This window comes from Mycobacterium spongiae, from assembly GCF_018278905.1.
Lineage (GTDB): Bacteria > Actinomycetota > Actinomycetes > Mycobacteriales > Mycobacteriaceae > Mycobacterium > Mycobacterium spongiae.
In genome coordinates, this window is record NZ_CP046600.1 from 2981947 (window position 1) to 3000344 (window position 18398).

Genomic DNA, 18398 nt, shown 5'->3' on the forward strand with positions numbered 1-18398 from the left:
GGCGACGGCGCGGTTCAGATTCACGTCTCTATGGTCAGTTACTCGCGTTGAAGAAGCCGGAGAGTCGGGAGCCGAAGTTCCCGACGCCGGAGACAAGAGCCTCCGTCATGAGGTCCAGCATGCTGGTGTTGTAGATGCCTGAGATGGAGTTGCCCAGGTTCAACCAGCCCGACTCCAGTGTGCCGAAGTTTTGGAAGCCCGAGTTCCCCGGGCCGCCGGCGTTGAAGACGCCCGACGTTTGGGTGAAGACGTTTCCGAGGCCGGAGACGGCGCCGGCGGCGTCGTTGAGGAAGCCCGATGCGCCACCGCTTCCGGAGTTGAAGAAGCCCGACGACGGGGCAGTGCTCGTGTTCAAGAATCCGGGGCTTCCCTGCCATCCGAACCCGAAACTGAACGGGCCGATCGTCCCGTCGTCAAACAGGTCCATGGGCTGGCCGAAGCCAAACTGGATCTGCGTCTCGGGGTTGAGCGCAAGCGGGCCGAGGGTGAAGGGCCCGAGTTCCACAGTGGTGATGGGTATTCCCGGGAAGTTGATGGGTAGAACGCATCCGACGAAGGGGATCCACAACAGACAGATCGAAAATTGCAACCTGATGGGGATATCGATCTGGTCGATGGTGATCAGGTCTTGGGTGATGGCGTTGATGGTGCCGTTGATCGGGATGTCGATGTCGGTGGCGATGTCGTAGCGCCAGGGGATCTCGGGAATGGTGGTCTGGTATTCGAACCCGCCGAGGCCTTGGTAGTCGCCGCGCCAGAAGATGCCGTTGCTGTAGTTGCCGGAGATGAAGAACCCGGTGTTGACGTTGCCGGAGTTCCCGATACCCGTGTTGGAGTTGCCGGTGTTGAAGTAGCCGGTGTTGTAGTTGCCGGTGTTGAAGTCGCCGCTGTTGTAGCTGCCCGGGTTGAAGCTGCCGGTGTTGGTGTTGCCCGCGTTGTACAGGCCGGTGTTGAAGTCGCCGGCGTTGGCGATGCCGGTGTTGACCATGCCGCTGTTGAAGAAGCCCGTGTTCGTGCTGCCGGTGTTGCCGATGCCGGTGTTGTACTCCCCGGAGTTGCCGATGCCCCAGTTGCCGGTGCCGGAGTTGAAGAACCCGACGTTGCCTGTACCCGAGTTGAACAGCCCGATGTTGCCCGAACCGGTGTTCAGGCTGCCGAACCCGGTCAAGGCGTTGCCGCTCAGGCCGATACCGATGTTGCCGTCGCCGGTGTTGCCAAAGCCGATGTTGTTGTCGCCGGTGTTGCCGAAGCCGATGTTGAAGCTGCCGGTGTTGCCGAACCCGACGTTTTGGATCGCCGCGGTCAACGACGGACCCACGTTGCCGAAGCCGAAGTTTCCGGTGCCGATGTTGCCGCCGCCGAAGTTGAAGCTGCCGATGTTGCCACTGCCGACATTCGAGCTGCCGATGTTGCCGTTGCCGAAGTTGCCCAGGCCGATGTTGCCGCTGCCGACGTTGTTGGCGCCGATGTTGGCGCTGCCCAGGTTCCAGAACCCATCGTTGGCGACGCCGACGCTGAAGGTCGTCGCATCGGGGCCGTTCTGGAACCATCCGGCCAGGTTCGTACCGATGTTGAGCAGCCCGGAAATCGTGGCCGGGGATGCGGTGCCGGTGTTGAACAGACCCGAGATGGTGTTGCCGAGGTTCGCCATCCCGGATTGCAGCGAGCCGAAGTTCTGGAAGCCGGAGTTTCCAATCGTCGCGGTGGCGACGTTGAAGAAGCCCGAATTGTTCCCGAAGTTCTGCAGGCCCGAGGCGTTGCCGATACCCCAGTTGAGGAAGCCCGACGACGGGCCGGTCGTGGCGTTGAAGAAGCCCGGTTGCGGCACCACATCGATGAGCGGAACCAACGCGGGTCCGCCGAAAGCCCCACCCACAACGTTGATGGCCGTGTTCGGGCCACCGATAACAATATCCACCGCCGGCTGCGTACCGAAACTGATAGTGATGGGCGTGATTGAGGGGGCGGAGCTGTCGCCACCGTGGATCGTAATGGGGTCGACGGTGACCAGTGCCCGGGCACTGAGGAGGTTGATGACCGGGAAGAACCGGTTGATGAACGGTGCACTCAGGGTCGCCCTGGCGTCGATTGCCGGAATGGTGAAGGCGTCAATCGAAATGTCGGTGATAGTGGCGGTGATGGGAATGTTGATGGGGACGTCGACGGTCAGGAAGGCCGGGACTGGCTGGGCCTGGATAGTGTAGTTGGCCCAGATCAGGCCCTGGCGGTCGGCGCGCCAGAAGAAGCCGTTGTTCTGGCTGCCGGTGATGTAGCCGCCGGTGCCGAAGTCGCCGGCGTTGGCGATACCGGTGTTGTAGTGACCGGTGTTGTAGTGACCGGTGTTGTAGTCACCCAGATTGGCCATACCGGTGTTGAAGTCGCCGATGTTGAACATCCCGGTGTTGTAATCGCCGGGGTTGGCGAAGCCGGTGTTGAAGTCGCCGGCGTTGAACAAGCCCGAGTTCCAGGTGCCGGTATTGCCGATGCCGGTATTGCCGGTGCCGGAGTTGCCGATACCCCAGTTGCCGGTGCCGGAGTTGCCGATACCGACGTTGCCGGTGCCCGAGTTGAACAAGCCGATATTGAAACTGCCCGAGTTGGTGCCGCCGATGCCGATCTGGTTGTCGCCGGACAACGCGATACCGAGCCCGCCGGTGGCCATGTTGCCGATACCGATGTTGCCGGTGCCGGAGTTGAAAATGCCGGTGTTGCCGGTGCCGGAGTTGAAGAAGCCGGTGTTGCCGGTGCCGGAGTTGAACAAACCGATGTTGCCCGCCCCCGAGCTCAGTGACCCGAACCCGGACTGGCCGTCGCCGGTGAGCCCGATACCGACATTGTTGTCGCCGGTGTTGAACAATCCGATGTTGTTGTTGCCGGTGTTGGCGAAGCCCTGGTTGAAGTTGCCGGCATTCGACAGGCCAATGTTGTTGTCGCCCAAGTTGAACAGGCCCGTGTTACCGATACCGAAGTTCAACGGGCCGATACCGATCTGGTTGTCGCCGGTGATCGCGATCCCGATGTTGTTGCTGCCGGTGTTACCGAAGCCGATGTTGTAATCGCCGGTATTGCCGAAGCCAACGTTGTAGTCGCCGACGTTGCCGATCCCGATGTTGTTGATGGCCGCCGTCAGCCCCGGACCCGCGTTACCGAAGCCGAAGTTGAAGTCGCCGACGTTGCCGCTGCCGACGTTGCTGTTACCGATGTTGCCGAAGCCGACGTTGCCGCTACCGATGTTGGCGCTGCCGATGTTGACGTCGCCGATGTTCGCACCGCCGATGTTCAACTGGCCGACATCGGCAAGACCGATGTTGAAGATGGTCCCGGTCTCGCCGTGGAACAGCCCGGCCAGGTCGGTGCCGATGTTGAACAGACCCGACAGGTTGCCCGCCGTCGCCAGTCCCGCCGTGCTGGTGTTGTAGAACCCCGACACCGTGTTGCCCAGGTTGGCAAACCCCGATTGCAGCGAACCGAAGTTCTGCATGCCCGAGTTCCCGACCGCCGACAACGTGGAATTCCAAAAGCCTGAATTGCCACCGAAATTGCCGAACCCGGACGCCGTACCCGTCCCGGAATTGAAGAAACCCGACGACGGGGTGCTGGTCGTGTTCCCGAACCCGGGCGCCGCCGGGATGTCGAGGAACACCACATTGATGGGTCCCAGACCGCTGCGGATAGAGATCGGGATCGTCGTCGAACCATCGCGGGCGCCGATGTTGGCATCTATCACCGGCAGCGTGCCGGTGAGCGCCGGAATCGTGATCGGCCCGATTCTGGCGTTGGTAATAAGCAGGGAACTGAAGGAGATTTGCGGGATAGTGAAGCCGTTGAGGACGAGGGTGCCCAGGTCGGCGCTGATCGGGATATTGACCGGGATTTCGATGTCGAAGTTCACCACCGGGAAGTCCGGGATGTTGAGGGCCACGTGCGTGCCCCACAAACCCTGGTAGTCGCCCCGCCAGAACATGCCGTTGCTGTAATTGCCCGCGTTGAACGCGCCGGTGTTGACCGTGCCGGAGTTGCCCAGGCCGGTGTTGTAGTCACCGGTGTTGAACCAGCCCGTGTTGTACTCGCCGGCGTTGAAGTCACCCGTGTTGGTGCTGCCCGTGTTGAAACTGCCGGTGTTGGCGACACCGGGGTTGGCCATACCGGTATTGGCCATACCGGTGTTGTAAGCGCCCGTGTTGTAACTGCCCACATTGGCCCAGCCCGTGTTGCCGGTGCCCGGGTTCCACAACCCCACATTGTCAATGCCCGAGTTCGCGATGCCCCAGTTGCCGGTACCGGAGTTGCCGATGCCGATATTTCCGGTGCCCGAGTTGAACAAGCCGACGTTGCCGGTGCCCGAGTTGAACAGGCCCATGTTGCCGGTACCGGTGTTCAACGCGCCGAACCCGACCTGCCCGGTGCCGGACAGCCCAATGCCGATGTTGTTGGTGCCGGTATTGGCAAACCCGATGTTGTTGCTGCCGTCGTTCCCAAAGCCCTGGTTGAAGTCGCCCAGGTTTGCGAAACCGACGTTGTAGTCGCCCAGGTTGCTGGGGCCGAAGTTGTAGATGCCCTGGTTTCCGGAGAAGACGTTGAAGCTGCCGATGTTGCCGCTGCCGATGTTGGAGTTGCCAACGTTGCCGGAGCCGATGTTGAAGTCGCCGAGGTTGCCACCGCCGATGTTTCCGACGCCGAGGTTCGCGATACCCGGGTTGAAGATCGGGTTGTTGTTGAGCAACCCGGCAATGTTGTCGCCGATGTTGCCGAAGCCCGAGATATCGGCCGGAGTGGTCAGGCCCGTATTGAGGAAGCCGGAGATGTTCTCGCCGAGGTTGGAAACTCCCGATAGCAAGTCGCCGACGTTCTGGTAGCCCGACACTCCCAAGCTGCCGGAGGCAAAGTTGAAGAAGCCCGAAATATTGCCGCCCGCGTTTCCAAAGCCCGATACGGTACCTGCACCTGAGTTGAAGAACCCCGATGACGGAGTTGTTGTCGAGTTCCCGAACCCCGGGGCCGGCGGTATGTCGACGATCGGGATCTGGATCGGGAGAAGTCCGCCGGTCCCGGCGATATCCGTCAGCGGGCCCGGGCCGCTCCCGATGTTGAGGCTTATCGCAGGAAGGTTCAACGAGAGCTGCGGAAAAACAATGGAACTGACACTGACGGGTATGAAGCCGAACAAGGTGACGTTGGTTGATGGCAGCGTCCAGGCGAGGACGGCAAAGGTGCCCAGTGTGCCGTTGATGGGGATATCGAGAAAGATCGGTACAGCGAAGTCGACCGGAATGGCGGTGTCGGGGATGGATTCACTCACGCTGAACCCCCACAGGCCCTGGAAATCACCCCGCCACAGCAGGCCGTTGCTGAAGTTGCCAGCAATGAAGGCACCGGTGTTGACATCGCCGGAGTTCGCGAAACCGGTGTTGTAATTGCCGGTGTTCACGTAGCCCGTGTTGTAGTCACCCAGGTTGACGTCGCCGGTGTTGAAGCTGCCCGGGTTGAAGCTGCCAGAGTTGTAGTCGCCCGGGTTGGCGATGCCGGTGTTGCCGATGCCAGCATTGAAGAAACCGGTATTGATGTCGCCGGAGTTAAAAATGCCCGTGTTGAGGGCACCGGTGTTGCCGATGCCCCAGTTTCCGGTTCCCGAGTTGAACACGCCGACATTCCCGGTTCCCGAGTTGAACAAGCCGATGTTGTCGGTTCCCGAGTTGAACAAGCCGGTGTTGCCGATGCCCGAATTCAGGGCGCCGATCCCGACCTGACCGTCGCCGGTGAGCCCGATGCCAATGTTGTAATTGCCGGTGTTCGCCAGTCCCTGGTTGTAATTGCCGGAGTTGCCGAAGCCGAAATTGTAGTCGCCGGCATTACCGACGCCGAAATTGTAGGCGCCGAGGTTTGCCAGACCGGTGTTGTAGTCGCCGGAGTTTCCCGGGCCCACGTTGAATGCACCCTGGTTCCCCGAGAACACATTGAAGCTGCCGATGTTGCCGGCGCCAAAGTTCGAGTTGCCGAGATTTCCGACGCCGATGTTGTGGTCGCCGATGTTCGCGAAGCCCAGGTTGAACTGGCCAATGTTTGCCAAGCCCACATTGAAGGTCGTTGTCCCGGTCACGCTGTCGGCGAAGACTCCCGCCATGTCGGCGCCGTAGTTGAAAGCGCCCGAGAGATTGGCCGGTATTGCGGTGCCCGTGTTGAAGAAGCCCGAGACGGTGTCGCCGAGGTTCGCCACGCCCGATAGCAGGTCGCCCAAGTTCTTGAAGCCCGAGGTTCCCGAGCTCGCGACGTTCTGGAAGCCCGAAATGTTGGCGCCGACATTGGAGATGCCCGACACGATGGTGCCGTCGTTGAAGAAGCCCGACGATCCGGTGGTGGTATTGAAAAAGCCTGTCTGCGCCGGGACGTCGAAGAGCGTCCAGTCGACGGGGCCGACGCGAGCGGCCGCCAGGATTGAGATCGCAGTGGTACCGCCTGGGTCACCGATGTTGAACGAAATCGCCGGACCGACAGCCGTGATTTGCGGGATTTCGAGTTTGCCGAAGTGGGCCGGACCGGCGGTGAGGTCCGTGATGGTGACGCCGGTGAAGACGGTGTTGGTGAAGCTGACGGTGATAGGGATATTGATCGGAATATCCACCCTCAGAGCCGCGGGAATTTCGGGAACGGTGATCGCGTAGCCGCCGCCCCAGAGGCCTTCTTCGCCGCCGCGCCAGGTGACGCCGTTGCTCATGTCGCCGGTGATGAAGAATCCGGTGGCGATATCGCCCTGGTTGGCGAAGCCGGTGCTGTAGTTGCCGGTGTTGTACCAGCCGGTGCTGTAGTCACCGCGGTTGGCGTGGCCGGTGTTGGTGGTGCCGCTGTTGTAGTTGCCGGTATTGAAGCTGCCCGTGTTGGCCATGCCGGTGTTGTACGAGCCGCTATTGAACAAGCCGGTGTTGGTGGTTCCGGTGTTGCCGATGCCGGTGTTGAGGGTTCCGGAGTTGCCGATGCCCCAGTTGCCGTCGCCGGAGTTGAAGAAACCGACATTGTTGGTGCCGGAGTTGAACATGCCGATGTTGCCGCTGCCCGAGTTGAACCCGCCAGCGAAATTGATGCCGACTTGGTTGTTGCCGGTCAGTCCGATGCCGATGTTGTTGTTGCCGGTGTTGGCGAACCCGATGTTGAAGTCGCCGTCGTTGCCGAAGCCCTGGTTGTAGCTGCCCAGGTTCCCCGAGCCGAGGTTGTAGCTGCCCAGGTTGCCGAAGCCCTGGTTGAAGTCGCCGACGTTTCCGGGGCCGATGTTGTAGCTGCCCTGGTTGCCGGACAAGACGTTGAAGTCGCCGAGGTTTCCGCTGCCGAGGTTGAAGCTGCCGACGTTGCCGCTGCCGACGTTCAGTTGGCCGAGGTTGGCCAGACCAGCGTTGAAGATCGTTCCGCTCGGGCTGTTGAATACGCCCGCTACGTCGGTGCCGATGTTGTAGAGGCCTGAGACATTGGCCGCCGTGCCGAGTCCGGCTGTGCCGGTGTTGTAGAAGCCGGAGATAGTGTTGCCGAAGTTCGACACGCCGGTAAGCATCGAGCCGAAGTTCTGGAAACCGGAGTTTCCAGTCGCCCCCGTGAGACCGCTGTTCCACGTGCCCGAGCTCAGGGCGCCGACGTTCTGCAAGCCTGAGCTGCCGCCGGTGCCCGACTGTAAGAACCCCGACGAGGGCTTGGTGGTGGTATTGCCGAAGCCGGGGGCCGCGTCGATCTTGAGGAAGGTGATCGTGCGGCTCTCCAGGGCACCTTGAACAGTGATGGGCACGGTAGTCGCCGACCCGCCGATGGTGAGTGTCACCAGCGGTAGTTGGATAGAGGATGCGCTGAAATTCCCACCAGGTTCGGTGATCTGCAATACCTGGCCGCCAAAGGGCATCATCTGGTCGACCGGGATGACTATCGATTGGTGGATGGGAATGTAGGGAGTCGTGATAGAGAGGTCGATCGAAATCTGGCCCTGGTTATCGCCGGAGACGAGGAAACCATTGTTGTTGTCACCGATGTTGAAGGCGCCGGTGTTGATGTTTCCAGGGTTGAAGTAGCCGGTGTTGGTGTCACCGGTGTTGAAGTCGCCGGAGTTGACGTTGCCCACGTTGTGGCTGCCGGTGTTGGTACTGCCCACATTGAAGGCGCCGCTGTTGTGGCTGCCGACGTTATAGAAGCCCGTGTTGAATGTTCCGGCATTACCGAAGCCGGTGTTGTACGTGCCCACGTTGTGGACGCCTGTGTTCGCCGTGCCCGGGTTCTCGAAACCCCAGTTTCCGGTGCCCGCATTGCCGATGCCGACGTTGCCTGTGCCTGAGTTGAACAAGCCGACGTTTCCGGTGCCCGAGTTGAACAAACCAAGGTTTTCAGTGCCCGAATTGAAGAGGCCGCTGTTGCCGATGCCGGAGTTCAGGGCGCCGAAACCGACTTGGCCATCGCCAGTCAGGCCGATGCCGAAATTGCCGTTGCCGGTATTCCCAAAACCGATATTGTTGAGACCGGTATTCGCAAATCCCTGGTTGTAATCGCCGGCGTTACCGAAGCCGACGTTGTAGTCGCCGGCGTTTCCGGAACCGTTGTTGTAGATACCCAGATTCCCGGAACCGAAGTTGAAGTCGCCCAGGTTTCCGGTACCGAAGTTGTACGTTCCGAGGTTGCCGAGCCCGAGATTCTGGACGCCGAAGTTGCCCCAGCCGTAGTTGACGTCGCCGAAGTTCCCACTGCCAAAGTTACCGAGGCCGGAGTTACCAAGGCCGAAGTTTTGCATGCCGAAGTTGCCGAGGCCGACGTTCCCGTCGCCATCGTTTCCGCTGCCCACGTTGTTGATACCCACGTTGGCCAAGCCGAAGTTACTGGTACTTGGAGGGCCGCCAAAGAAGCCGGCGATATTGCTGCCGTTGTTGAAACCACCCGACATCAGCGCCGGCGCTGTAACGGCCAGGAAGCTCGTATTGAACACGCCCGAAACGGTGTTGCCGGAGTTGGCCAGACCGGATTGCAGCACGCCGCTGTTGCCGGTGCCCGAGTTGCCGATGAGCCCTTTGGACGTGTTGAAGAAGCCGGAATTGTTGGTACCGGAGTTGAAGAAGCCCGATTCACTGCCGTCGCCGCTGTTGAAGAAGCCCGAGGACGGGGCGGTAGTCGAGTTGAAGAAGCCGGGGCTGTCGCTGAAGAACAGGCCCTGGAAATCGCCCCTCCACAAAAAGCCGTTGCTGAAGTTGCCGCCGATGAAAGCGCCGGTGTTGACATTGCCGTAGTTTGCCAACCCGGTGTTGTAGTTGCCGCTATTGAAATAGCCGCTGTTGAAGTCCCCCAGGTTGAAGCCGCCGGTGTTGCCGCTGCCCGGGTTCCAGCTGCCCGTGTTGAAGTTGCCCGCGTTGGCGAAGCCCGAGTTGGCGATACCGGTGTTGAAGAAGCCGGTGTTGGCTTCGCCGGAGTTGCCGATGCCGGTGTTGTAGCTGTTGCCCGAGTTGAAGAGGCCCCAGTTGCCGGTTCCCGAGTTGCCGATCCCGACGTTGTCGGTGCCGGAGTTGAACAAGCCAACGTTCCCGGTGCCGGAGTTCAGTCCGCCGAACCCCGACAGACCGGCACCGGTGAGTCCGATCCCGATGTTGTTGTCGCCGGTATTGCCGAACCCGATGTTGCCACTGCCGGTGTTACCGAACCCGATGTTGCCGCTGCCGGTGTTGCCGAAGCCGATGTTGTTCAAGGCCGCCGTCAACCCTGGGCCCGTGTTTCCGAACCCGAAGTTACTGCTGCCGATATTGCCGCTGCCGATGTTGCCGCTGCCGATATTCCCATGGCCGACATTGAGATTCCCGACGTTGCCACTACCGACGTTGCCGCCACCCAGGTTTGCCCAGCCCAGATTGCGGAAGGCGTCAACGGCTACCGCTGGTGCGGCCGCGATGGCCGCACTCACTTCGGCTGTGGCTCTGCCGGCAAGGCTCGCCGCCGCGGCGCCAACCGCATGGGCAAGGCCGCCTGCCTGACCCGCCAGGGCAGCCGGACCCTGCAGCACTTGGCTAAACGGCGTCAACCCCGAAGCGGCCGCCGAAGCCCCAGCGCGGTAGCCGAACATCGCCGCCACATCCTGCGCCCACATCTGCTCATAGGCAGCCTCCGTCGCTGCGATCGTCGGGGCGTTCTGCCCCAGAGTGTTCGACAACACCAGCGAGACAAGTTGATTGCGGTTGGCAGCGATGATCCCCGGATGCACCGTCGAGGCGCGCGCCGCTTCGAACGCGGCAGCCACCAACCGGGTTTGGGTGGCCGCCTGCTCGGCCTGCGCCGCCGCCGACGTCAGCCACCGAACGTAGGGTGCCGCCGCACCCGCCATCGCCTCCGCCGCCGGACCCTGCCACGGCGAAGCGGCCAGTCCCGCGATCACCGATCCAAACGATGACGCGGCCGATCCCAGCTCGATGGCTAGCCCGTCCCACACTTGCGCCGCCGTCAACATGGGCCCCGGACCAGCCCCGACATACATTCGCGCGGAATTGATCTCCGGTGGTAGCACCGCAAAGTTCATGTTGTCCATAACTGGAATCGGTGACCTCCCCCTGGACGGCGGCCCATGCGATCAGTCCCGACCCGGCCGCGTCTGCCGTAGCCTAGGAATGTATGGAGGTGGTCAGTCCTGCGATCCTCGTGATCCGTCGGACTGACCCCGGTTGGTTAGTCCAGGCCGTACAAGGCTCTTGAATTTTGCAGGGGTGTTTGGTATCCGGCCTTGAAGACCGTCGTTGTGGCCAGTCCCGTGCTTGAAGCCGATCACATCCCGGCTCAACTGAGCCGTGTCTACCCGCCGGCTTCTGGCGCCGGCAGCGGGCAAGCCTCACGTGCCCATGCGCGCGTCACGGATGCGATCACGGGCTTCGGCGCTGATGGTCATCCGTGATAGCAAGGCGTGGTGACAACGCTCATTGAACGGCTTGCCGGCTGGGCCACCGACCTGGACCTCGGCGACATCCCCGATGACGTCCAGGAGCTGTGCGATGCCCAGCGACAATCGGTCCGGGCGGGGATCGCGGCATCGTCGGGCGATGCCGCCTATCGGAAGATCGCGTCGGCGATCGACGACTCACTCTATCGAGACGCGTGTGCGAGCATGGCCCTCGACTTCGACGACTACCTCTGCTTCGGGCATACCGGCCATTCGGCGGTGCTCGTCACACAGCACATCGGGGACGAGGCCGGCGCCAACGATCACGAGCGCCTCACCGCGCAAACCGTTGCGAACGAGATCGGCGCGCGCCTCGGCGGAGCCTGCCTGGTCGGGCCGCTCAACGGCCAGCTCTGGTCGTTCATCCATGCGGTAGGCGCTGCAGCCGCGGCCGCCAGGCTGCTCGGCTTGGACGCATCACGGGCGGCCCACGCACTGGCCATATCACTCACGAACGCGCCACGCCCCACAGTGCCCGGATTCATGGCGCCCGACACGAAGCTGCTCACAGCTGCCGAGCCGATCCAGGCCGGCGTCCGCGCGGCACGGCTCGCCGCCGCCGGAGTCACAGGCCCGCTCGATGTGCTCGACCATCCCCAGGGATTCCTGGAAGGGTTCGCCTACGTGCCACTGCGATCGATGCTCGGCGGGCTCGGCACCGGGTGGGCGACAAAGACACTGTGCATCAAGCCGTACCCCGGCTGCGCATACCTCGACACGACGCTGGACGCCCTGGCCGACATCGGTCCGCTGGACGCCACGGCAATCAAACGGGTCATCGTCCATGGCGGGGCACTGACTTGCGGCATGGACGAACTCTCCGCCAACTACGCCCACGACGACCCGTCGCCGGTAACCGTCACGTTCTCGATTCCGTGGAATGTGGCGATCATGCTCACCGCCGGACGCCTCACCGCGGCGGAGGTGAACCAGACCTGGCTCGCCACCCATCGCAGCGAACTCGAATCGCTCCGGCACCGTGTCGAGCTGCGTCACGACTGGGACGCCACGCTGCGTACGGCACGCGCGTTCGCGCCACTGCTGCACCTCGCCGCGCTCGCTCGGGAAGCGGGCCCGAGAACGTGGCTGGGGGGCCTGCGCCGCGTCAGGCGCGAGCACCGAAGCGTGTCCCTCGACGTGGCTGGAGTCGCCAAGGTCGCGAAGCTGATCGCGACCGGCCGGGTTCCGATCGACCGTGGTCCATCACGACCCTGGGATCCGGAGGCACTCGAGAGCTTCAGGATGACGTTCCCCGCCCGAGTGGAAATCATCTTCGCGGACGGCCGGCGCGAGGAAGCCACCGCCGATATTCCCCAGGGCGCCGCCGGACATCCTCGAATCGGGCCGGCAGAAATTGCTGCCCAGAAGGCTCCCCAGAAGGCGAAAGGACCAGGACAAGATGCCCCCAACACCTGACCACGACTCCCGATCGCGTGTCTATCGGCGCCCAGCGTCCGATTCGTGGACGAAAAGCGCGCCATGGAACTGAAACTCGATCCTGAATGGCTTCACCACTGCCTGAAGCTGCTGGGGATCGGAGGATCGATTCTCATTCTGTGGAACGGGGTATGCGACCTGATCTACGGCTATTCCCCGACGCTGAGCGGAACGGAGTACTTCTCACGTTCCGTCATTACTGTGGTCCTCACCGCAGGCGGGCATCCGCATTGGATGGTGATGCTCGCCCAAACAGCGGGATGGCTCTATCCGCTGTTCGCGCTCACCTATTTTCACTGGTGGATCGGTATGCGCCGCGCGGGATTCTGGCTGGCTACGCTGCCCATTCTCCTCTTGGTCTACGCGGTGGTGATGATCGGCGGTATCCAGCATGCCGGATTTGCTTTCCTGAGCGTTTTGGAACAAGCCAAGGCCGTTGTGGGGAGTGGCGACCCCACATTCTTTGCGCTAGCGAACCGCTACATCATTGAGCATTTCTTCATGGGCGATCTGACAGCCATTGTGGCCTTGAGCGCCGGCGCTTTCCTGCTCGCGGTCGGCATTATGAGCGGCAGGACGATCTATCCGCGCTGGTTCGTGATCGTGTCGCCGTTGGGCACCATGATCGTCACGATGATGGTGGCCGCTGCGCTGCCCGCACCCTATGCGGGCTACGTGCTCGCGCCCTTCGGTACGTGGATCATGCTCGTTCCGAACATCGCCGGCACCATCTGGTTGTGGAACCACCTGGATTCCCTAGCGGCGGATCTCGTCAGCGCGTCCGACTAGAGCCACGCCGGCACGGATCGCCAGTTTGCGAACGCCATAGTTGCGCAGCATGATCGGGGAGTGCAGCACGACGGCGGCTTCGATCGCGCGGCGCTGTCGAAGGCGGTCCATGCGCACGGCCGATCCGAGATCTTGGCCGCCCTGAGAACCTCCGCCGACGGGCTGGGTTCCGTGACCGCGGACGCCCGCCTGGCCGAAGTCGGGCCAAACCGACTATCCGAACCGACGCGCAAACCGGCGATTTTGCGGTTCCTGTCGCACTTCAACAACGTGCTGATCTACATCCTCGTCGGCGCCGGTGTGTTGAAGGCAATCCTCAACGAGTGGGTGGACTTCGCGGTCATCGTCGCGGTGGCCGTGGTCAACGGCGTCGTTGGCTACCTGCAGGAGGGCAAGGCCGAGGAAGCGCTCGACTCGATTCGCAACATGCTGTCGCTCGAAGCGCAGGTGCGCCGCGACGGTCATTGGGTCACGGTGGATGCGGAAACGCTGGTCCCTGGGGACGTGGTCCGCATCAGCTCGGGCGACCGCATCCCAGCCGATATGCGACTGCTGGATGCGAGCAACCTGCGCGTCGAGGAATCGGCGTTGACTGGGGAATCGGTACCGGCCGCCAAGAGCACCCTGCGTGTCCACCCCGATGCTGGCCTCGGCGATCGAACGTCGATGGTCTATTCGGGAACCATCGTGGCCGCCGGCACCGGCATTGGCGTCGTGACGGCGACCGGGACCGATACCGAGATCGGTCGCATCCAGTCGATGATGTCCGAGATCGAGGGCATCGACACCCCGCTCACGCGCAAGCTCGCCGAGTTTGGCCAGCAGCTCGCCGTCGCGATCCTCGGTGTGGCTGCCGTTCTGCTGGTCATCGGACGGTTGATTCACCGGTTCACGGTGGACGAACTGATTTCGGCAGCAATCGGTTTCGCTGTGGCCGCCATCCCGGAAGGATTGCCGGCGGTGGTGACGGTGACGCTGGCGCTGGGCGTGCAGCAGATGGCACGACGACACGCGATTACTCGCAAGCTCCCCGCGGTCGAGGCCCTCGGATCGGTCAACGTCATCTGCTCCGACAAGACCGGAACACTGACCCAGAACGAGATGACCGTGCGCACGGTAGCGACATCGGCCCGGGTGTTCACGGTCACCGGGATCGGCTACCGCCCCGAAGGCGAAATCGAACTCGACGGCGATGCTGTGTCGATCGAGGACCATCCGGACGTGACGGCGCTCGTTGCCACGCTGGCCCTGTGCAACAACGCGCGACTCACCGAAGCCGATGGTCAGTGGCGGATCGTCGGCGAGCCGACTGAGGGGGCACTGCGAGCTCTGGCCGAGAAAGCCGACGCCGTGCCCGCCTCGCGACGGCTCGCGGAGTTGCCGTTCGAGTCGGAGAACAAATTCATGGCCACGCTCAACGAGGACGCCGAGGGGCACCGGCTGCTCCACCTCAAGGGCGCCCCGGACCGCCTGCTGGACCGCTCCGCCACGCAGCTTCGCGACGGAGTCGCCGAACCGCTGGACCGAGCGTTCTGGGAATCGCGCATCGACGAACTCAGCGACCGTGGGCTGCGGGTGCTGGCGGCCGCGCGGCTGGACGCGGCCGGGGTGGACGGGCCTGTCGACGTCAGCGATGTCGACAGCGGTCTGCAGTTTCTGGGTGTCGTGGGAATCGTCGATCCACCCCGCCCGGAGGCTGTCGCCGCGATCGCAAAATGTCATACCGCAGGTATCCGGGTGAAGATGATCACCGGTGACCACGCCGGTACCGCTCGTGCGATCGCTCGCGAAATGGGGCTCACCGCAACTCCTACGCCGCCGGTACTGACCGGGTCCGACCTGCAGGCGATGAGCCAACCGCGGCTGCGCGAGGTCGCCGGCGACGTCGACATCTACGCCCGCACCAGTCCCGAGGACAAGCTGCGCATTGTCAGCGCGCTGCAGGCCGACGGCAAAGTGGTCGCGATGACCGGCGACGGGGTCAATGACGCACCGGCGTTGACCCGCGCGGACATCGGTGTCGCGATGGGAATCAAGGGCACTGAAGCCACGAAGGAAGCCGCCGGCATCGTCCTCGCCGACGACAATTTCGCGACCATCGAGAGGGCCGTCGAAGAGGGCCGGCGGATCTACGACAACATCCGCAAGTCGGTGCTTTTTCTGTTGCCGACGAATGGCGCTCAGTCACTGGTGATTCTGGTTGCGGTGCTGTTCGGTTTCGCGTTGCCGCTGGACCCGGTGCAGATCCTGTGGGTGAACATGGTCACGGGGGTGACCTTGTCGTTGGCTTTGGTGTTCGAGAAGGCCGAGGACCACATCATGGCCCGACCACCACGGCCGGCTGACCGCTCCCTGGTGGCGCCAGCGGATCTGGCGATGATCACCGTGGTGTCGATTCTGTTGGCCGGTGCCGCGCTGGCGGCGTACTTCCTCACCCGGGCGGCCGGCTATCAGTTGCCGACGGCGCAAACCGCCGCGGTCAACATGCTGGCCCTGGGCCAGCTCGCCTATCTGCTGAATTGCAGGTTCCTGAGCTCGTCGAGTCTGCGCCCAGCCGTGCTGCGCGGCAACCCGTGGATATGGCGAATGGCGGGTGCGCTGATCGCGCTGCAGCTGGTGTTCATCTATGCGCCGTTTATGCATACGTGGTTCCATTCGGCGCCGATCACGGTGCGCGGTTGGTCGATCGCGCTGGCGCTTGCCATCGTGGCTTTCCTGATCATCGAGCTTGCCAAGGCGCTGGGGCGCCGGCTCGGCTACTAGTGCCGACAGCTGATGTCAGGGCTCGAGAATCAGTTTCCCCGTCATGCGGCTGGTCTGGCTGAGACTGTGGGCTTCCTCGGCGCTGGTGAGCGGTAGCTTCTGGGCGATGGACACGTGTAGCTCGCCGGCAGCCACGGCGGCCACCAGGGGTTCGAGCCGCGCACCGGTGGGCCTACCCAGAATGGCCTTGGACTTGAATGGCGGCACCAGCACTTGCGCAGCGGCGCTGGGCTTATCCCCGGCCACCATGATGTGGCGACCGCGGGAAGCCAGGAGAGCACGACAGCCGGCGCCTGAGTAGCTGCCGACGCAGTCGATGACGACGTGAAAAGGAGCGTGCGCCTTGGCCTGGGCGAGTGCATCGCCGTGGTTGTAATCGATGACCACGTCCGCCCCCAACCCCGCGACGATCTCCGCGTTTTTCGTCGAGCAAACACCGGCCACGAAGGCGCCTTCCATCTTGCTGATCTGCACTGCCAGCTGGCCCACGCCACCCGAGGCACCCAGCACCAGCACTCGCCGGTCGGCGGGCTGCGCGTCGCGGATGCGGCCCAAATCTACGACTGCCATCCAGGCGGTGACGGCCCCGACGGGCAAGGCTGCCGCCACCGCGATGTCCACCGTGTCCGGGACGCGGCACAGCTGGTCCTCGCGAACCAGGACGGTGTCGGCGTAAGAACCCCGCTGGCCGCGGGAGAAGTTGGTGCCACCCACTACCCGGTCACCCGGGGCGGCGCGTGTCACCTCGGCGCCCACCGCCTCGACCACGCCGGCGAAGTCCACCCCCACGACAACCGGCGGCTTTGGCCCAACCAGCCGTGCCGCCAGCCGCAGCGGCCCGGAGCTGCGCATTTTCCAATCGACCGGGTTGACCCCGATCGCCTGAACCTTCACCCGGACCTCGCCCTTCTTCGGTTCCGGCGTGGGTAGCTCGAGGAGTTCGAGTGGGTCTGCGGGATTCCAGGTTCGCTGAGCCATGGCCTTCATGGCCCCGAGGCTAGTGACACGGCAACGCACCGGGATAGCCAAGGCGTCACAAGATGTACGACAACGTCGTCCGATGCAGGTGACAGGATGTTCTGGTGGGCAGGGTTCGAACGAAAATCTGCGGAATCGGCACCGCTGAGGATCTCGTTGCGGCCGTCGACGCAGGCGCCGATGCTGTCGGGCTGATTGTGGGTACGACCCACCACAGCGACGACGAAATCCCCGTCGATCAGGCCCGCGTACTCGCCGCCTCGGTGCCTGCATTCATCACCATCGTGCTGGTCACCCATCTCGTCGACGGCACTGCGATTCTTGACCTGGCGGAGGCTATCGGTGTCGATACCGTCCAGGTGCACGGCGAGGTGGATCCCCAGACATTGCGCGATATCTGGGTTCGGCGACGCTCACTGCGAATCATCCGAACGATCCACGTCACTGGCGAGAGTGCGATCGCCGCGGCGCACGAGGCCCACCGGTGCTGTCATGCGGTGCTCTTGGACACGCGTACCCCATCGCGGCTCGGTGGAACCGGACTAACCCATGATTGGGCGATCAGCCGGCGCATCGCTGAAGCCCTCCGAAAGGAAGGGCGCGGGGTAATTCTTGCTGGCGGCCTCGACGCCACCAATGTCGCATCAGCCATCAGCGCCGTGCAGCCCCATGGAGTCGACGCGAACAGCCGGTTGAAGAACACGAATGGACGAAAAGATCCGGCTTCCTGCCGAGCGTTCGTGTGCGCTGCCACGAACGCTGCGACCAGCGCCCGCTGACCACCCTGCACGCTACGGCAAACGCAATTCCCGATCGACTTGCTCCAAGAGATGTTTGAGCGCAACATCGTTGGGTAGGTCGCGGTAGAGGAAATTTCGCAACATCGGCTTGCCGTGAAAATTGATCAGGACACTGGCCGTCCACATCAGGAAAAATTTGGGTTCCACGGGGCGGACCTTTTTTGCCTCAATGGCGGTGATCAAAAATACCTCGATAGCCTTCGCTGATTCAAGACAGGACTCAAAGTAGTCTCTGGCATTTTCTTCGTGAGCGATGGCCTCGCGAGCAAGCAATTTAGCGATGTCGGGGTGTCGCTCAAAGAACCGCCAAAGCTGCTCGGCGCTTTGTAGGATCACTTCAACCGGACGGTCAGGGTCGTCTATCTTTCCGATAGCCAGGTCGCCAAGTGCATCCGCCACTATAGTCATCACTGCGGCATAAAGTTCCATCTTGCCGCCAGGAAAGTGATTATAGACCGCTGCTGGAGTGATTTCTGAATCCAATGCGATTTGTCGCAGAGATGCGCCATCGAGGCCAAACTCAGCGAAGTGCTGCGCCGCGCTATCGATGAGACGATCACGCGTGCGCAGGTTATTGCGCGTGACGTTGACCAAGTTGACTTCCACAATGCTGCTCCGCCCCAGTTGTCGACCCATACACCAGCGGTTTAACCAGCGCTGAGTCGGCGTTCACACAACCCACCCAAATGCTAGCCGAGTTG

General features: G+C 62.7%; 7 protein-coding genes. 4 read left to right on the top strand and 3 right to left on the bottom strand.

Features of this window, described 5'->3' with window-relative positions; all coding sequences use genetic code 11:
* Positions 1 to 34: 34 nt before the first annotated feature.
* Positions 35 to 10516 carry a PPE family protein gene (locus F6B93_RS23745; RefSeq protein WP_211695340.1) on the bottom strand — a complete coding sequence of 3494 codons (10482 nt, stop codon included), beginning with the start codon at positions 10514 to 10516 and terminating at the stop codon, positions 35 to 37.
* Positions 10517 to 10897: 381 nt separating this feature from the next.
* Between F6B93_RS23745 and F6B93_RS12240 the strand changes: the two genes are divergently transcribed.
* From F6B93_RS12240 to F6B93_RS12250, 3 genes are read left to right on the top strand one after another with little or no spacing between them, the layout of a single operon-like run.
* Entirely contained in the window at positions 10898 to 12346 is a 1449-nt protein-coding gene (locus F6B93_RS12240; protein ID WP_211695341.1) for an MmgE/PrpD family protein, read from the top strand.
* A gap of 45 nt (positions 12347 to 12391) precedes the next feature.
* A complete protein-coding gene (locus F6B93_RS12245; RefSeq protein ID WP_211695342.1) occupies positions 12392 to 13156 on the top strand; it encodes a hypothetical protein in 765 nt (254 codons plus the stop codon).
* Positions 13157 to 13216: 60 nt separating this feature from the next.
* On the top strand, positions 13217 to 15919 hold the full coding sequence (locus F6B93_RS12250) for a cation-translocating P-type ATPase (RefSeq protein ID WP_246540733.1): 2703 nt from the start codon (positions 13217 to 13219) through the stop codon (positions 15917 to 15919).
* Between the two features lie 15 nt (positions 15920 to 15934).
* Here the strand turns inward: F6B93_RS12250 and F6B93_RS12255 are convergent, their stop codons facing one another.
* Complete coding sequence (locus F6B93_RS12255) at positions 15935 to 16906, bottom strand: NAD(P)-dependent alcohol dehydrogenase (protein WP_211695343.1); 972 nt, start codon at positions 16904 to 16906, stop codon at positions 15935 to 15937.
* A gap of 95 nt (positions 16907 to 17001) precedes the next feature.
* Between F6B93_RS12255 and F6B93_RS12260 the strand changes: the two genes are divergently transcribed.
* The gene (locus F6B93_RS12260) at positions 17002 to 17676 is read left to right on the top strand and encodes a phosphoribosylanthranilate isomerase (RefSeq protein ID WP_211695344.1); all 675 of its coding nucleotides are present in this window, start codon (positions 17002 to 17004) and stop codon (positions 17674 to 17676) included.
* A 12-nt stretch (positions 17677 to 17688) separates the two neighbouring features.
* Here F6B93_RS12260 and F6B93_RS12265 read toward each other — a convergent pair whose 3' ends face one another.
* Positions 17689 to 18303: a TetR/AcrR family transcriptional regulator gene (locus F6B93_RS12265; protein ID WP_211695345.1), complete on the bottom strand. Its 615-nt coding sequence runs from the start codon at positions 18301 to 18303 to the stop codon at positions 17689 to 17691.
* Between the last annotated feature and the right edge of the window lie 95 nt (positions 18304 to 18398).